This window comes from Streptomyces sp. SS1-1, assembly GCF_008973465.1.
Taxonomy (GTDB): domain Bacteria; phylum Actinomycetota; class Actinomycetes; order Streptomycetales; family Streptomycetaceae; genus Streptomyces.
Genome location: NZ_WBXN01000004.1, coordinates 3076444 through 3090022, shown reverse-complemented (window position 1 = coordinate 3090022; position 13579 = coordinate 3076444). Strand labels below are relative to the sequence as shown.

Sequence of the window (13579 nt, the reverse complement as noted above, 5' to 3'; positions counted from 1 at the left end):
GCCGCTGTGCGTGGTTCACGGCACCTGCGAGATACGTCACGGTCCGGGTCATACGGCCCGGACCGTGGTGTCTACTGGGAGGCATGCCTGAGCACGTCTCGATCCTCCAGCTCCTGGGTCCCGTCGTCCTCGCCCTGGCGGCCGTGCTGTGGGTGACGGGGCTCGTCCGTCTGCTGCGCCGCTACCGCCCCGCGAACCGGCGCTGGGCCCCCGACCAGCCGCTCGCCGGGCTTCCCCGGCAGCGGCAGACCGCCCCCGACCGGGAGGCCGTCGAACTCACCCCGGCGGAACGCGACGCCTTCGACGGCCTGGTCCACCGGCTCAACACCGGCCACTGAGCGCGCCGTGGGCCGCCCGCGGGTTCCTCAGGAGACCTGCGCCGCCCGCCGCCGCATCGCGGCCCGCGCCGCCTCCTCGCTGACGTACACCTCGCACATGTGCCGTCCGTCCGGCGTCGCCGTGTGCTCGACCTCCCACAGGGAGACCTCGGCCCCGTCCCGCAGCAGGAACGCGTGCTCGTAGAGCGAGAAGCTCAGGCCCGCGCGCGCCGACCGCCAGGGCCGCCCGAACGCCTGCATGATCCGGTGCCCGCACGCCGTGGCCAGCAGGGCGGCGGTCTCACGGCCCGGCCGGTCCGTGTTCTCCGCGCGGCGCAGCAGCCGCCGCGCGTGGTCCGCCGAGTCCTCCGGTACGTACCCGTGCCGGGGCGCGACCGACGGCGACGGCTGCACGGTCACCGGCAGCTCGAAGTCCGGCGCGTCCGAGGGCAGCGGAAGCCGCTCGGTCGCGGCGCGCAGCTCCTCCTCGTCCACGTACACCTCGTGCTGCGGGGCGCCGCCGCGCGCGGTGTTGTGCACGAGCTCCCACAGGGTGAGCGCCGAACCGTCGGCCAGCAGCCAGGTGTGCCGGTACGTCTCGCGGTGCAGCCCCGCGCTGTGGTGCGCGGAGTGCAGCGAACTGTCGTGGGCGAGCGCGCAGTCCAGGCGCCGCAGGGTCTCGTCGGGCAGCTCGAAGGAGTTCAGGGCACGGCCGAGGAGCCGCGCGAGGTGCTCCTCCGGAGACTCCGGCGACTCGGGTGGTTCGTACGCTGTGGTCTCGTACGGAACGCTCAAGGTTTCTCCCGGCGTTGCTGCATGTCACCTTGTGGGTGCATACCGTAGCCCCTCGGTCGGACATCATGTCCGGGAACCGAGAAAACGTACGTCCGGTGAAACGCGCGGACCGCGCGAGAAGTTCCCGCGCGGCCCGTCGAACCGTCAAGAAACCCTGTCCGACGTGCGGTTCAGGGCCGGACGTGCCGTCAGGCGGCGCTGCCCGCCGTCCACTCGCTCCACGGCATGTTCCAGCCGTTGAGGCCGTTGTCCGGCTTCACGTTCTTGTCGGGGGAGTTCTTGACGATCACCACGTCCCCGAGCATCGAGTTGTCGTAGAACCACTTGGACGGGGTGTCCCCCTGACCGCCCTTCACGTCCCGCAGGCCGACGCAGCCATGGCTGGTGCCCTGGCGGCCGAACGGCGGGTTGCCCTGGTTGTACCAGTAGTTGCCGTGGATGAACGTGCCCGACTGCGTCAGCCGCATCGCGTGCGGCACGTCCTTGATGTCGTACGCGTCGGCCAGGTTCACCGTCCGGCTGTCCATGTGGAGCTGCTTGGACTTCTCGGAGATCACCATCTGCCCGTTGTAGGTGGAGAACTCCGAGCTGCCCGCCGAGATCGGCACCGACTTGATCGTGCTGCCGTCCCGGACGACCGTCATGGTCTGGGTGTTCACGTCGACCGTCGACACCTGCGAGCGGCCGATCGTGAAGGCGACCGTCTTCTTCTGCACCCCGACGACACCGTCGGCGCCCTCGACGCCGTCCAGGTCGATCTTCATCGTGACCTTGGAACCGGCCTTCCAGTAGTCCTCGGGCCGGAAGTCCAGGCGCTGCCCGCCGAACCAGTGCCCGACCACCTTCTGCCCGCTGCTGGACGTGACGGTGATGTGCGACTGCACGGCCTTCCGGTCACTGATCGCCTTGTCGAACGTGAACGACACGGGCATGCCCACCCCGACGGTGGTGCCGTTGTCGGGGGTGTAGGTGCCGATGAAGCTGCCGGCGGCAGTGACCGTGGTGAAGGTCGAGTCGGCGGTGGTGCCCCGGCCGTCCGCGTCCTTCGCGGTGGCCGTTATCTCGTACTTGGTGCCGCGCTCCAGCTGCTCCCCGGGGTGCCAGCCGGTCCCGTCGGAGGACAGCGAACCCGGCACGTCCTGCCCGGTCTTCGCGTCCTTCATCCGTACGGCCGTCAGCCTGCCCCCGCTGACCCGCACACCGGTCGTGTTGATGGACGCCCCCGTGGAACCGTCCTTCGCCGAGATCACGATCTTCGCCGCGGACGCCGTGGACGACCCCTTGCCGTCCTTGCCGTCACCGCCGGCCCCGCTGCCGCCGTCGCCGCCACCGCAGGCCGTGAGGGTCAGGGCGCCGATCACCAGGGCGGCACAGGCCCCCACTGTGCGTCGCGCTGTCATGTCCGGCGTCGTCACGATCTGCTCCTTCTTTCGGCCTTCGCGAGCTCTGTTCGGTTCCGTTCCGTTCCGTTCCAGGGTGGAAGAGGCCACCGCTCGGAGCCGGGTTCCCCACGTGCGCGGTGAACGCCATCACGTGACAGAACCGCGACAATCGTGAGCGCCATGTGGCCGTCCGGCGGAGAAGGACGGGGCTCGGTCCCCCGCCTACCGCCCGTACAACTCCCCGTACGACGGCCACACTCCGCCCGGACCCGTCACCGACTCGGCCGCCCGGACGGCCCGGACGATCCCCCGGGTCACCATGTCCGCGGCCGCCGCGAGGAGGTCGTTCAGGGCGAGCGGGTGCTCGGGGTCCAGGGGGCGGTCACCCGTGGCGAGGGCGAACACCGTGTCCCCGTCGTTGAGCAGGTGCACCGGCCGTACGGCCCGTGCGATGCCGTCGTGGGCGGTGCCGGCCAGCTTCTGCGCCTGCGCCTTCGACAGGTCGGCGTCGGTGGCCACCACCGCGAGCGTGGTGTTCAGCGGCGGCGGCGCGTTGGTCTCCGCGAGCTCGGCGAGCCGCCTGCGCGCGGCCTCATGGACACCGGCGTCCGGGACGTCCACGCGGCCCCGCAGCAACTCCCCGTACAGGGCGCCGGTCTCCGGCTCGACCGCCGACCCCGCCGCGTTGGCCACGACCAGCGCGGCCACCGTGATCCCCGACTCCAGGACGGTGCTCGCGGTGCCGATCCCGCCCTTGACCGGCCCGACGGTGGCACCGGTCCCGGCGCCCACGCAGCCCTCCGGCACCGGGGCCCCGGCCGCGCTCGCCGCCGCGGCCTCGACCGCCGCGCGCCCGGTGCCGGCGTCCGGCCGCGCCCGGAAGTCGCCGCCGCGCCCCAGGTCGAAGACACAGGCCGCGGGCACCACCGGCACCACATGCGCCGGGTCCGGCCCGACCCGCACCCCGCGCCGGTGCTCCTCCAGCCACGCCATCACCCCGGACGCCGCGTCCAGCCCGTACGCGCTGCCCCCGGTCAGGACGATCGCCTCGACCTTGCGCACCACGTTGCGCGGGTCCAGGGCGTCGGTCTCCTTCGTGCCGGGCCCGCCGCCGCGCACGTCCACGGCGGCCACGGCCCCGCCCTCGGGAGCGAGGACGACCGTCGTGCCGGTGAGCCGGCCGTCCCCGGTGCGCGTCGCGTGGCCGACCCGCAGTCCGGCGACATCCGTCAGAGCGTCAACTGTCATGCGCCCAGTGTCGTGCAGGCCCTGCCGTCCAGACCCGGCCCGCCGCGCCGGGACCGTCGCGCCGGGGCCGTCAGGAGGCCGGCTGCCGTGCCGCCGTCGCGGGCGGCCGGGCCGTTCTCCGGGCCGTCAGTGTCTCGCCGACGGCCACGCCCGCCGCCGAGACCAGTCCCGCCGCGAACACCCCCCAGTCGTGCAGGAACGTGCAGCAGATCACCAGCAGGGCCGTCGTCGGCAGCACCAGCTGCTGGGCGATGCCCACCTTGAAGTACCGCGCGTGCAGCGCCCACACGGTGAGCAGATAGAGCGCCGTCGGCAGGGTCACCGCCGCCGTCGCGGCCAGCGTCGAGATGTGCGCCTCGTGGAGGGTCTGCTCGACCGCCACCTCCAGGCCCGCGCCGATCGCCGCCGCCGACGCGAACACCACGTAGTGGCCGTAACCCCACAGGAACGACTCCCGGTTGGAGCGCAGATGCCCGTGGATCGGCACCACGAAGTAGATCCACCACGCGGAGAAGATGATCAGCAGGCCGCCCGCCGCGATGGGCAGCAGCTCGCCCAGCGCGTCGTTCTCGTCGATGCCGGTCTTCACGGCGACCGTGGCCGCCGCGATGGTCTCGCCCAGCACGATGATGGTGAGCAGCCCGTACCGCTCGGCGATGTGGTGCGGATGCCACGACGTCGGATGGGCCCGCTCCGCGTACGCCGGGACGGACAGCTCCAGCACCACCATGACGAGGAACCACCAGCCCCGGGCGTCCTCCGGCAGCACCACCAGACCCACCCAGCCGATCTGGCACAGCAGCACACCGCCGGCGTACCGCAGGGCCATCACCCGCTCGGGACCGGAGCTGGACCTGGCCACCCGCAGCCACTGCGAGACGAGGGCGAGCCGCATGATGAGGTACCCGACGAGCACCGCCGCGTAGTCGTGGTCCTGGAACGTCTCGGACACCCCGGCGGCCAGGACCAGCACACCGGAGATCTGGATCAGCGTGACGATCCGGTACAGCACGTCGTCGTTGTCGTACGCCGACGCGAACCACGTGAAGTTCATCCACGCCCACCAGATGGCGAAGAACACCATCGCGTAGTCGAGGATGCCTCGGCCGGCGTGCCCCTCGGCGACCGCGTGGACCAGCTGGACGCCCGCCTGGGCGATGGCCACGACGAAACACAGGTCGAAGAAGAGCTCCAGCGGGGTGGCGGCCCGGTGTGCCTCACCACGGCCCCGGGCGGAGAGCCGGCGCAGCGGCCGCCTGGGTCCGGGCGGGCGGGGGGAGTCCGGCGCGGTATTCGAACTGGACGTCATGAGGTCAAGCACAGCAGATGGGGCGCCGATACGCGTCCGCGGCGCACGACCCGCGCACAAGCCTCCACGGGACTTCACGCGAGGCCCGAACACAAGCCCAGCCCGCGTCGGCGGAACGGGGCCCGCGGCGGCGGGGCCGTACCCTGGAGTCATGAGCAGCACCCCCGCCTCCGAGCCGCGCGAGCCGAAGCCCGCGCTGATCTTCGACGACCCGCTGGACCAGCAGTCCACGGACGACACGGACCGCGGGTGGGGCGACCGGCCGGCCGGGGACAGCGCGGCCGACCTCAAGCGCTTCCTCGACGAGAAGCCGCCGCACCACATCTGAGGCCCCCGCGCCGGGGCCGCACCGCCCGGACGCCGGAGCGCTATCGCTGGTCGTGGCCCGGGCCGCGCTGCGCGATCAGCGCGTCGCGGATCTCCTTCAGCACCTCCAGCTCGGTCACCTCGATGACCTCCTGCGTGCTCTCCTTCGCCTTGCGGCGGGCCTCCACCCGGGCCAGGTACTTCGACATGGGCAGGACCATCAGGAAGTAGACGACGGCCGCGGTGATCACGAAGCTGAGGCCGGCGCCGAGGACGGAGCCCCACAGGATCTGGATGCCCTCGTCGCCCTCGCAGGAGCCGGTCAGGCACGAGCTGTAGTGATCGAGGTTCTTCGTGCCGATCGCACCGACCAGCGGGTTGATGACGCCCTTCACCACCGCGTTGACGATGTTGGTGAAGGCCGCGCCGATGACGACCGCCACCGCCAGGTCGACGACGTTTCCGCGCATCAGGAAGGTCTTGAAGCCCTGCCAGACGCTCGGTTCCTTGTTCTCGCTCACTTGGGGGGCACTCCTCGGGCACGCAGCTTGGGGAACGGATCGCTCCGCAACCTACGTCAGCGTTCAGCCATTCTGTCCAATCGGCCGTCTCTTTGGAGGGACCTGACCCGCCCCGACGCTTGACCGGGCTCAGCACAGCGTCACCGCCAGCCGTGCCGTGGCGCTCGCCCCGGCCAGCCGGGCGGCCGTGGGACGCGGCACGGACAGCACCACCAGCGCCCCGCTCTCCCCGGCGGTGTCCAGCGGCTCCGGCACCTCCGTCACCCGCACCCCGCGCGCGACCACCTGGGCGTCCCCGCCGGGCCCGTTCCCCTCGGCGGCGATCACGTCGACCCGGTCGCCGGGGCGCAGCAGCCGCACGGTGGCCGCGTCGGCGATCCGCACCGGTGCCGACACCCGCTCGGCCACCGGGTGCGGCCGTGCCGGGCCCTGCGCCGGATGCCCGCGCGCCCCGTCCGCGGCCTCGCGCGGTCCCGCCGCCACCAGGGCGGCCGCGGTCACGGCCAGCCCGGCCGCGACGGCCCGCCGCCGGTGCCGTAGGAGCCGGCGCAGCCGCCGGCCGGAGCCGCGGACCCGCACCGGCTCGAAGTGCGGCACCTCACGGGTGGCCGGAGCGTCGGGCCCCGGCGGCAGCGCGGAGCGCGGCGACGAAGGAGAAGAGGTAGGGAGTCGACGGGCAGGGGAAGCGAGGGACACGGGATCACCACCAGCGGGAACGGCGCGGGAACGCCGCGGACGGAACGGCTTGCGAAGCCACCATCCGGCATTCCGCCGCCGCCCGCCGAAGCCCGTGGACAGCCCACGGCTTGTGGAAAACCCGGCCCCCCGAACGAGACGTTCCGCCCTTGCCGACGCCCCAGCTGACCTTCCAGCTGACGCCCGTGCCGGCCTCCAGCTGACGCCCCTACTAGCGCCCTGGCGCCCCAGGGCACGCCCCGGCCACCCCTACGGCAGCGCGAACCCCGGATCCATCCCGCCCAGCGCCCCGGCGCACAGACAGTCCCGTTCGTCGTTCGACGGCAGGGCCGCCACCGCGTCGAAGAGGACCCCGCGCAGCCGGTCGACATTGGCGGCGAACACGCGCAGCACCTCGTCGTGGGAGACGCCCTCACCGGTCTCCGCGCCGGCGTCCAGGTCCGTGACCAGGGTCATCGAGGTGTAGCAGAGCTCCAGCTCACGGGCGAGCGCCGCCTCCGGGTGGCCCGTCATGCCGACCACGGACCAGCCCTGCGCCTGGTGCCACAGCGATTCGGCGCGCGTGGAGAAGCGGGGCCCCTCCACGACGACCAGGGTGCCGCCGTCCACCGGCTCCCAGTCCCGTCCGCGCGCGGCCTTCAGCGCGGCGGCGCGGCCGGTGGGGCAGTAGGGGTCGGCCAGCGACACGTGCACCACGTTGGGCACGGTGCCGTCGGGGCGCGGCAGCCCGTCGAAGTAGGTGCCGACCCGGGACTTGGTGCGGTCGACCAGCTGGTCCGGCACGAGCAGGGTGCCGGGGCCGTACTCGGGCCGCAGCCCGCCCACCGCGCACGGGCCGAGCACCTGGCGCACGCCGACCGAGCGCAGCGCCCACAGGTTGGCGCGGTAGTTGATGCGGTGCGGCGGCAGATGGTGGCCGCGGCCGTGCCGGGGGAGGAACGCGACCCGCCGGCCGGCGATCTCGCCGAGGAAGAGGGAGTCGCTGGGCGGTCCGTAGGGGGTGTCGACCTGGACCTCGGTCACGTCGTCGAGGAAGGAGTAGAAACCGGAGCCGCCGATCACGCCGAGCTCGGCGTTCACCTTGTTCGCCATGTCCGCACCCTAACCGCCCCCGACGGCCCCCGGACACGCCGAGGACCCCGTCGCCGTACGACGACAGGGTCCTGTAAGAAATCGCGCTCTTAAGCGGCGGAGCTGCTGGAGGTGCCGGTGCTCGACGCCTTCTTGTCCGAGGAGGACGAGGCGGACGACGTCGACGACGAGGAGTCGGACGACGTGGAGGACGACGACGACTTCGACGACGCCGGCGAGCTGCTCGACGAGGAGCCGCGGCTGTCGTTGCGGTAGAAGCCGGAGCCCTTGAAGACGATGCCGACCGCGGAGAACACCTTCTTGAGGCGGCCCTGGCAGTTGGGGCACTCGGTCAGGGCGTCGTCGGTGAACTTCTGCACCGCCTCGAGGCCCTCGCCGCACTCGGTGCACTGGTACTGGTAGGTCGGCACTGTCTTCCTCCTGGCACTCTCACTCGATGAGTGCTAACGACGATCCATAGTGACGTATTCCGGCCTCTCAGTCCACTGCCACCGGCACGCGGTGACCCACGCCACGTGCGACCGTACGCCCGGCGGCCCGCGCCGAGAGCCGCGAGCGCAGCGCGACGAGGGTGACCAGAGCCAGCAGGGTGCCGCCCATCGGCACCAGGAAGCCGGCCCCGCCCCACAGGCGGTCCTCCAGCTGTCCGGCGACCGTGACGGCGGCGGCCTGGCCGAGCGCCACGGCGCCGGTCAGCCAGGTGAACGCCTCGGTCCGGGCCCCGGCCGGGACCAGGCTCTCGACCAGCGTGTAGCCGGTGATCAGGGACGGCGCGATGCACATGCCGACCAGCAGGCCCAGGGCGGCGAGGACGAGCACCGAGTGCGCGGCCCAGAGCCCGGACGCGGCCAGCGCGAGCGCGGCGTACCCCACGAGGAGACGGCGCTGCGGCGCGACCTTCCAGGCGATGGCGCCGCAGACGAGACCGGCGAGCATGTTGCCCGCGGCGAAGGTGCCGTACAGGACGCCGTTCAGGCCGGGACGGCCGATCGACTCGGTGAAGGCGGCCAGGGAGACCTGCATGCCGCCGAAGACGGAACCGATGCCGAGGAACGTCACGATCAGTACGCGCACCCCGGGGACGCGCAGCGCCGAACCGTGCTCCACACGCGTGTGCCCGCCTCCGGTGACGGCCGGCTGGGTGCCGCGCTGCGCGGCGAACAGCAGGCCGCCCACCAGGGTGAGCGCGGCCTCGGTGACCAGGCCGGCGGCCGGGTCGACGGCCGTGCACAGGGCGGTGGCCAGCAGGGGTCCGACGACGAAGGTCAGCTCGTCGGTGACGGACTCGAACGCGGCGGCCGTCGTCATCAGGGGTGAGTCCTGGAGCTTCACGCCCCAGCGCGCCCGCACCATCGGTCCGACCTGCGGCACCGAGGCACCGGTGGGCACGGCCGCCGCGAACAGGGCCCACAGCGGCGCGTGGGCGAGGGCGAGGGCGGTCAGGGTCAGCCCGGACACGGCGTGCACGAGGACGCCCGGGACGAGCACGGCGCGCTGTCCGTAGCGGTCGGCGAGCCGGCCGCTGTAGGGCGCGAACACCGCCATGGAGACGCCGGTGACGGCCGCGGCGGCGCCCGCCGCGCCGTAGGAGCCGGTGGTGTGCTGGACGAGCAGCACGATGGAGATGGTGAGCATCGCGAACGGCTGGCGTGCCGCGAAGCCGGGGAGCAGGAACGTCCAGGCGCCGCGGGTGCGCAGCAGCTGTCCGTATCCCGGGCGGGTGGAGGCCGCGTCCTTCGACGGCTCTCCGGTGACCGTGGATGCCACGGCCCGTGCCTTTCTGCCGCCTGGTAGCGCGGCACCCCCGGGTGGGGGCGGCGCCGAGAGCTGTCCTCTTGCGCGGAACTGCGGTAGATACCGGCGCCCACGATGAGGAGGGGCGTCCCGGCCGCCATACGGTCGCGCCAGCTCTGCGTCAGGCAGAGTTGGTTCGATCTGGGTCACCTGCATTGTACAGGGCGTTCACCCCGCACCCCTGTGAAAGCCAGCACGTCCCGGCCCCCCGCCTGCGCTTCACCGGAGCGGGGCCGGACATGACTCAGGAGCGGCTCAGTCCGTCCGTGCCCAGCCAGCCGGCCAGCTTGCCGCCGGCGCTGACGGCGCGCAGCCGGCGCTCGGCCGCGTCGCGCACCGGGTCGGTGGCGACCACGAGGAGTTCGTCGCCGTGCCGCAGCACGGTCGCCGGCTGCGGGACGAACGATTTTCCGTCGCGGACGACGAGGGTGACGGCGGCGCCCGGCGGCAGGCGCAGCTCGGCGACCTCGACGTTGTGCATCTTCGAGCCCTCGGGGATGACGAAGGACAGCAGATGCCCGCCCAGCCGCTCCAGGGGCGCCGACTCGATGCCGAGGTCGGCTGCCTCCGGGCCTTCCCCGAGCCTCAGCTTGCGGCCGAGCCAGGGCAGGGTCGGCCCCTGGATCAGGGTGTAGACGACGACCAGCACGAAGACGATGTTGAAGATGCGATGGCTGCCCTCGACGCCGCTCACCACGGGGATCGTCGCGAGGATGATGGGCACGGCGCCGCGCAGACCGGCCCAGGACATCAGGGCCTGCTCCGGCCAGGCCACCCGGAACGGGGTCAGGCAGGCGATGACGCTGAGCGGACGGGCCAGCATGGTCAGCGCGAGGCCGATGATCAGGGCGGGCACGATGTCGTCGCCCAGTTCGTGCGGGGTGACCAGCAGTCCGAGCAGGACGAACATGCCGATCTGGGCGATCCAGCCGAGCCCTTCGGCGAAGCCGCGGGTGGCCGGCCAGTGCGGCAGGCGCGCGTTGCCCATCACCATCGAGGCGAGGTAGACGGCGAGGAATCCGCTGCCGTGGACCATGGCGCCGGCCGCGTAGGCGGTGACGGCGATGGCCATGACGGCGATCGGGTACAGGCCGGAGGCGGGCAGCGCGACATGACGCAGGCCCCAGGCGCCGAGCATGCCGACCGCGAGGCCGATGGCGGCGCCGATCGCCAGTTCCAGCGCTATCTCGCCGAGCAGCACGTACCACTGCTCGATGGGGCCGCGGTGGGAGAAGGCGACGACGAGGATGACCACGGGCGCGTCGTTGAAGCCGGACTCGGCCTCCAGGGTGCCGGTGATCCGGGAGGGCAGCGGGATGCGGCGCAGCACGGAGAACACGGCGGCGGCGTCGGTCGAGGAGACCACGGCCCCGATGATCAGCGCCTGCTGCCAGTCCAGCCCGACGAGGTAGTGGGCGGCCGACGCGGTGACGCCGACGCTGATGGTGACGCCCAGCGTGGCGAGCGCGGACGCGGCCGGCAGGACGGGCTTGACCTCTTTCCACTTCGTGCCGAGTCCGCCCTCGGCCAGGATCACGACCAGGGCGGCGTAGCCGATGACCTGGGTCAGCTCGGCGTCGTCGAAGCGGATGCCGATGCCGTCCTGCCCCATGAGGACGCCGATGCCCAGGTAGACGAGCAGGCTGGGAAGGCCGCTGCGCGAGGAGATGCGGACCGCCGCGACGGCGCTGAGCAGCACGAGCGAGCAGACGAGCAGAAGCTGGTTGAGGTCGTGGACAGTCAGCGGCCGTTCCCTTCCCTGGCCCACGTGTACGCGCGCGGGGGCTCATGAACATAGGACACGAAGTGGCGGTGCTCCGCACCCAACTACTTCATTACCTTACCTAACTCTTGACGATTTCTTGACGCTCATGGGGGCATGATCGAACGTCCGTCCGCTCGGGTTGCCCACTCCGCGTCAAGTCCGACCGGGCCCTGCGCCTATGGTTGCTCCAGCACTCCAGGACCGTCTGCCGCTCGCGTTAGGACAGCAAGGACAGCGATGCCCCCGAACACCACCGCCTCCACGGGTCAGCAGCCCGGCAAGTCCGGCAGGAAGAAGGGGCGCAGAGCGCGTCTGCTCGTCCTGGTCCTGGTGCTGGCCGTCATCGCGGGTGTCACCGGCGGTGCGTACTGGTCCATCAGCACCGTCCGCGCGTCGTTCCCGCAGACGAAGGGCTCGATCACGCTCGACGGCCTGTCCGGGCCGGTCGACGTCAAGCGGGACGGCTACGGCGTCCCGCAGATCTACGCCTCCTCCGACGAGGACCTGTTCATGGCGCAGGGCTTCGTGCAGGCGCAGGACCGGTTCTGGGAGATGGACGTCCGCCGGCACATGACCTCCGGGCGCCTGTCGGAGATGTTCGGCAAGGGGCAGGTCGACAACGACGAGTTCCTGCGCACCCTGGGCTGGGACCGGATCGCCAAGCAGGAGTACGACACCAAGCTGTCGGCCGCCACGAAGAAGTACCTCCAGGCGTACGCCAAGGGTGTCAACGCCTACCTGGCGGGCAAGGACGGCGCGGAGATCTCCCTGGAGTACGCGGCCCTCGGCTTCACCAACGACTACGCGCCCGAGCAGTGGACGCCGGTCGACTCGATCGCCTGGCTGAAGGCGATGGCCTGGGACCTGCGCGGCAACATGCAGGACGAGATCGACCGCGCCCTGATGACCAGCCGCCTCGGCCCCCAGCAGATCGCCGAGCTGTACCCGCAGTACCCGTACAGCCGGAACAAGCCGATCGTGCGGACCGGCGGCTACGACGCGATCACCAAGACGTACGGTCCGGAGGACGCCACGGGCGGCGCCACCGGCGCGGGCGGTACGGCCGGGACGTCCGGCACCACCGGCCTGCAGAGCCAGCTGGCCGGCCTCCAGGACGTCCTGGACAAGCTGCCCACCGCCGTCGGCGTGAACGGCAACGGCATCGGTTCCAACTCCTGGGTGGTCGGCGGCAAGCACACCATCACCGGCAAGCCGCTGCTGGCGAACGACCCGCACCTGTCGGCCTCGCTGCCGTCCGTCTGGTACCAGATGGGCCTGCACTGCCGCGCGGTCTCCGCCTCCTGCCAGTACGACGTGGCCGGCTACACCTTCGCGGGCATGCCGGGCGTCGTCATCGGCCACAACCAGGACATCGCCTGGGGCATGACCAACTCCGGCGTCGACGTCACCGACCTGTACCTGGAGAAGCTGTCCGGCGACGGCTACCTGTACGGCGGCAAGACGGTGCCCTTCACCACCCGCCAGGAGACCATCAAGGTCGCCGGCGGCGAACCGAAGAAGATCGTCGTCCGCGCGACGAAGAACGGCCCGCTGCTCTCCGACCGCAGCTCCGAGCTCGTCAAGGTCGGCAAGAAGGCCACCGTGGACACCGCGGCCCCCGACCGGGGCGACGGCTACGGCATCTCGCTGCGCTGGACCGCGCTGGACGCGGGCACCACCATGGACGCCGTCTTCGCCATGGACAAGGCGAGGAACTGGAAGGACTTCCGCTCCGCGGCCGCCCTGTTCGACGTCCCCTCGCAGAACCTGATCTACGCGGACCGCGAGGACAACATCGGCTACACGCTGCCCGGCAAGATCCCCACGCGCGCGAAGGGCTACGACGGCTCGGTCCCGGCGCCCGGCTGGGACCCCGACGGCGAGGATCCTCCCGTCGGGGTCCCAGCCGCACACCTGGGTGTCGCTGGAGCCCCAGTGGGTGAGCTGGGTGGTGGCACCGCCGTCGACGGGCACGAGGTGGATCTCGGGGACGAGGGTGCGCCAGCTCGTGTACGCGATGTGCCGGCCGTCGGGGGAGAAGCGGGGGTGGCCGGTCTTGGCGCGGTCCACGGTGAGCCGCCAGGCCCGGCCCGGGGCGTCGAGGGGGGCCAGCCACAGGTCGTCCTCGGCCACGAAGCACAGCAGGTCGCCGCTCAGGTGCGGTAGGCGCAGGTAGCTCACCTCCCCATGCTTCGCCCGGGGGCTTATGGGGGCAACTCGTGTCGTACCGCCCGTTGGTCGCCCGTTCGGAGGGGCGCCGGGCCCGGGTGGCCGGGAATCGCCGTCCGTGACCCAGGCCACGTACGAAACCGTTTCGTTTCGTTAGGGGGGTGCGCTATCGTCTCAGGTGTACG

The 13579-nt window shown here is 71.9% G+C and carries 12 protein-coding genes and 2 pseudogenes; 3 read left to right on the top strand and 11 right to left on the bottom strand.

From position 1 onward, the window contains the following. The first annotated feature begins 83 nt into the window (after nucleotides 1–83). Nucleotides 84–338, top strand: a complete 255-nt coding sequence (locus F8R89_RS15190; RefSeq protein ID WP_151784490.1) for a hypothetical protein — start codon at nucleotides 84–86, stop codon at nucleotides 336–338. A 27-nt stretch (nucleotides 339–365) separates the two neighbouring features. Here F8R89_RS15190 and F8R89_RS15185 read toward each other — a convergent pair whose 3' ends face one another. The 4 genes from F8R89_RS15185 to F8R89_RS15170 form a co-directional block, all read right to left on the bottom strand. After that, complete coding sequence (locus tag F8R89_RS15185) at nucleotides 366–1112, bottom strand: DUF6227 family protein (protein ID WP_151784489.1); 747 nt, start codon at nucleotides 1110–1112, stop codon at nucleotides 366–368. A gap of 188 nt (nucleotides 1113–1300) precedes the next feature. After that, nucleotides 1301–2527 (bottom strand): L,D-transpeptidase, encoded by a 1227-nt coding sequence (locus F8R89_RS15180; protein ID WP_151784488.1) that lies wholly within the window; start codon nucleotides 2525–2527, stop codon nucleotides 1301–1303. 189 nt (nucleotides 2528–2716) lie between these two features. Continuing rightward, on the bottom strand, nucleotides 2717–3742 hold the full coding sequence (locus tag F8R89_RS15175) for a P1 family peptidase (protein WP_151784487.1): 1026 nt from the start codon (nucleotides 3740–3742) through the stop codon (nucleotides 2717–2719). 70 nt (nucleotides 3743–3812) lie between these two features. After that, complete coding sequence (locus tag F8R89_RS15170; protein WP_151784486.1) at nucleotides 3813–5051, bottom strand: low temperature requirement protein A; 1239 nt, start codon at nucleotides 5049–5051, stop codon at nucleotides 3813–3815. A 151-nt stretch (nucleotides 5052–5202) separates the two neighbouring features. On the opposite strand from F8R89_RS15170, the gene F8R89_RS15165 reads away from it, so the two are divergent. Next, a complete protein-coding gene (locus F8R89_RS15165; RefSeq protein WP_151784485.1) occupies nucleotides 5203–5379 on the top strand; it encodes a hypothetical protein in 177 nt (58 codons plus the stop codon). A 40-nt stretch (nucleotides 5380–5419) separates the two neighbouring features. On the opposite strand, the gene mscL is transcribed toward F8R89_RS15165, so the two are convergent. The 6 genes from mscL to F8R89_RS15135 form a co-directional block, all read right to left on the bottom strand. After that, the gene (gene mscL / locus F8R89_RS15160; protein ID WP_151784484.1) at nucleotides 5420–5878 is read right to left on the bottom strand and encodes a large conductance mechanosensitive channel protein MscL; all 459 of its coding nucleotides are present in this window, start codon (nucleotides 5876–5878) and stop codon (nucleotides 5420–5422) included. Between the two features lie 129 nt (nucleotides 5879–6007). Next, nucleotides 6008–6475 carry a hypothetical protein gene (locus F8R89_RS15155; protein ID WP_318841301.1) on the bottom strand — a complete coding sequence of 156 codons (468 nt, stop codon included), beginning with the start codon at nucleotides 6473–6475 and terminating at the stop codon, nucleotides 6008–6010. A gap of 348 nt (nucleotides 6476–6823) precedes the next feature. Further along, on the bottom strand, nucleotides 6824–7666 hold the full coding sequence (locus F8R89_RS15150) for an S-methyl-5'-thioadenosine phosphorylase (protein WP_151784483.1): 843 nt from the start codon (nucleotides 7664–7666) through the stop codon (nucleotides 6824–6826). 89 nt (nucleotides 7667–7755) lie between these two features. Further along, nucleotides 7756–8076: an FmdB family zinc ribbon protein gene (locus F8R89_RS15145; protein WP_151784482.1), complete on the bottom strand. Its 321-nt coding sequence runs from the start codon at nucleotides 8074–8076 to the stop codon at nucleotides 7756–7758. A 67-nt stretch (nucleotides 8077–8143) separates the two neighbouring features. Continuing rightward, nucleotides 8144–9433 carry an MFS transporter gene (locus F8R89_RS15140; RefSeq protein WP_151784481.1) on the bottom strand — a complete coding sequence of 430 codons (1290 nt, stop codon included), beginning with the start codon at nucleotides 9431–9433 and terminating at the stop codon, nucleotides 8144–8146. Nucleotides 9434–9704: 271 nt separating this feature from the next. Then, nucleotides 9705–11228 carry a potassium/proton antiporter gene (locus tag F8R89_RS15135; RefSeq protein WP_151784480.1) on the bottom strand — a complete coding sequence of 508 codons (1524 nt, stop codon included), beginning with the start codon at nucleotides 11226–11228 and terminating at the stop codon, nucleotides 9705–9707. A gap of 234 nt (nucleotides 11229–11462) precedes the next feature. Between F8R89_RS15135 and F8R89_RS15130 the strand changes: the two are divergent. Continuing rightward, a pseudogene (locus F8R89_RS15130) lies at nucleotides 11463–13097 on the top strand (penicillin acylase family protein); the annotation flags it as partial. A gap of 3 nt (nucleotides 13098–13100) precedes the next feature. Here the strand turns inward: F8R89_RS15130 and F8R89_RS15125 are convergent. Then, nucleotides 13101–13406 (bottom strand): annotated as a pseudogene (locus F8R89_RS15125) (hypothetical protein); the annotation flags it as partial. Nucleotides 13407–13579 lie beyond the last annotated feature (173 nt).

Excerpts from the sequence above, each read along its gene's own strand:
- F8R89_RS15190 (WP_151784490.1), top strand. The coding sequence starts at position 84 with ATGCCTGAGCACGTCTCGATCCTCCAGCTCCTGGGTCCCGTCGTCCTC.
- F8R89_RS15175 (WP_151784487.1), bottom strand. The coding sequence starts at position 3,742 with ATGACAGTTGACGCTCTGACGGATGTCGCCGGACTGCGGGTCGGCCAC.
- F8R89_RS15170 (WP_151784486.1), bottom strand. The coding sequence starts at position 5,051 with ATGACGTCCAGTTCGAATACCGCGCCGGACTCCCCCCGCCCGCCCGGA.
- F8R89_RS15150 (WP_151784483.1), bottom strand. The coding sequence starts at position 7,666 with ATGGCGAACAAGGTGAACGCCGAGCTCGGCGTGATCGGCGGCTCCGGT.
- F8R89_RS15165 (WP_151784485.1), top strand. The coding sequence starts at position 5,203 with ATGAGCAGCACCCCCGCCTCCGAGCCGCGCGAGCCGAAGCCCGCGCTG.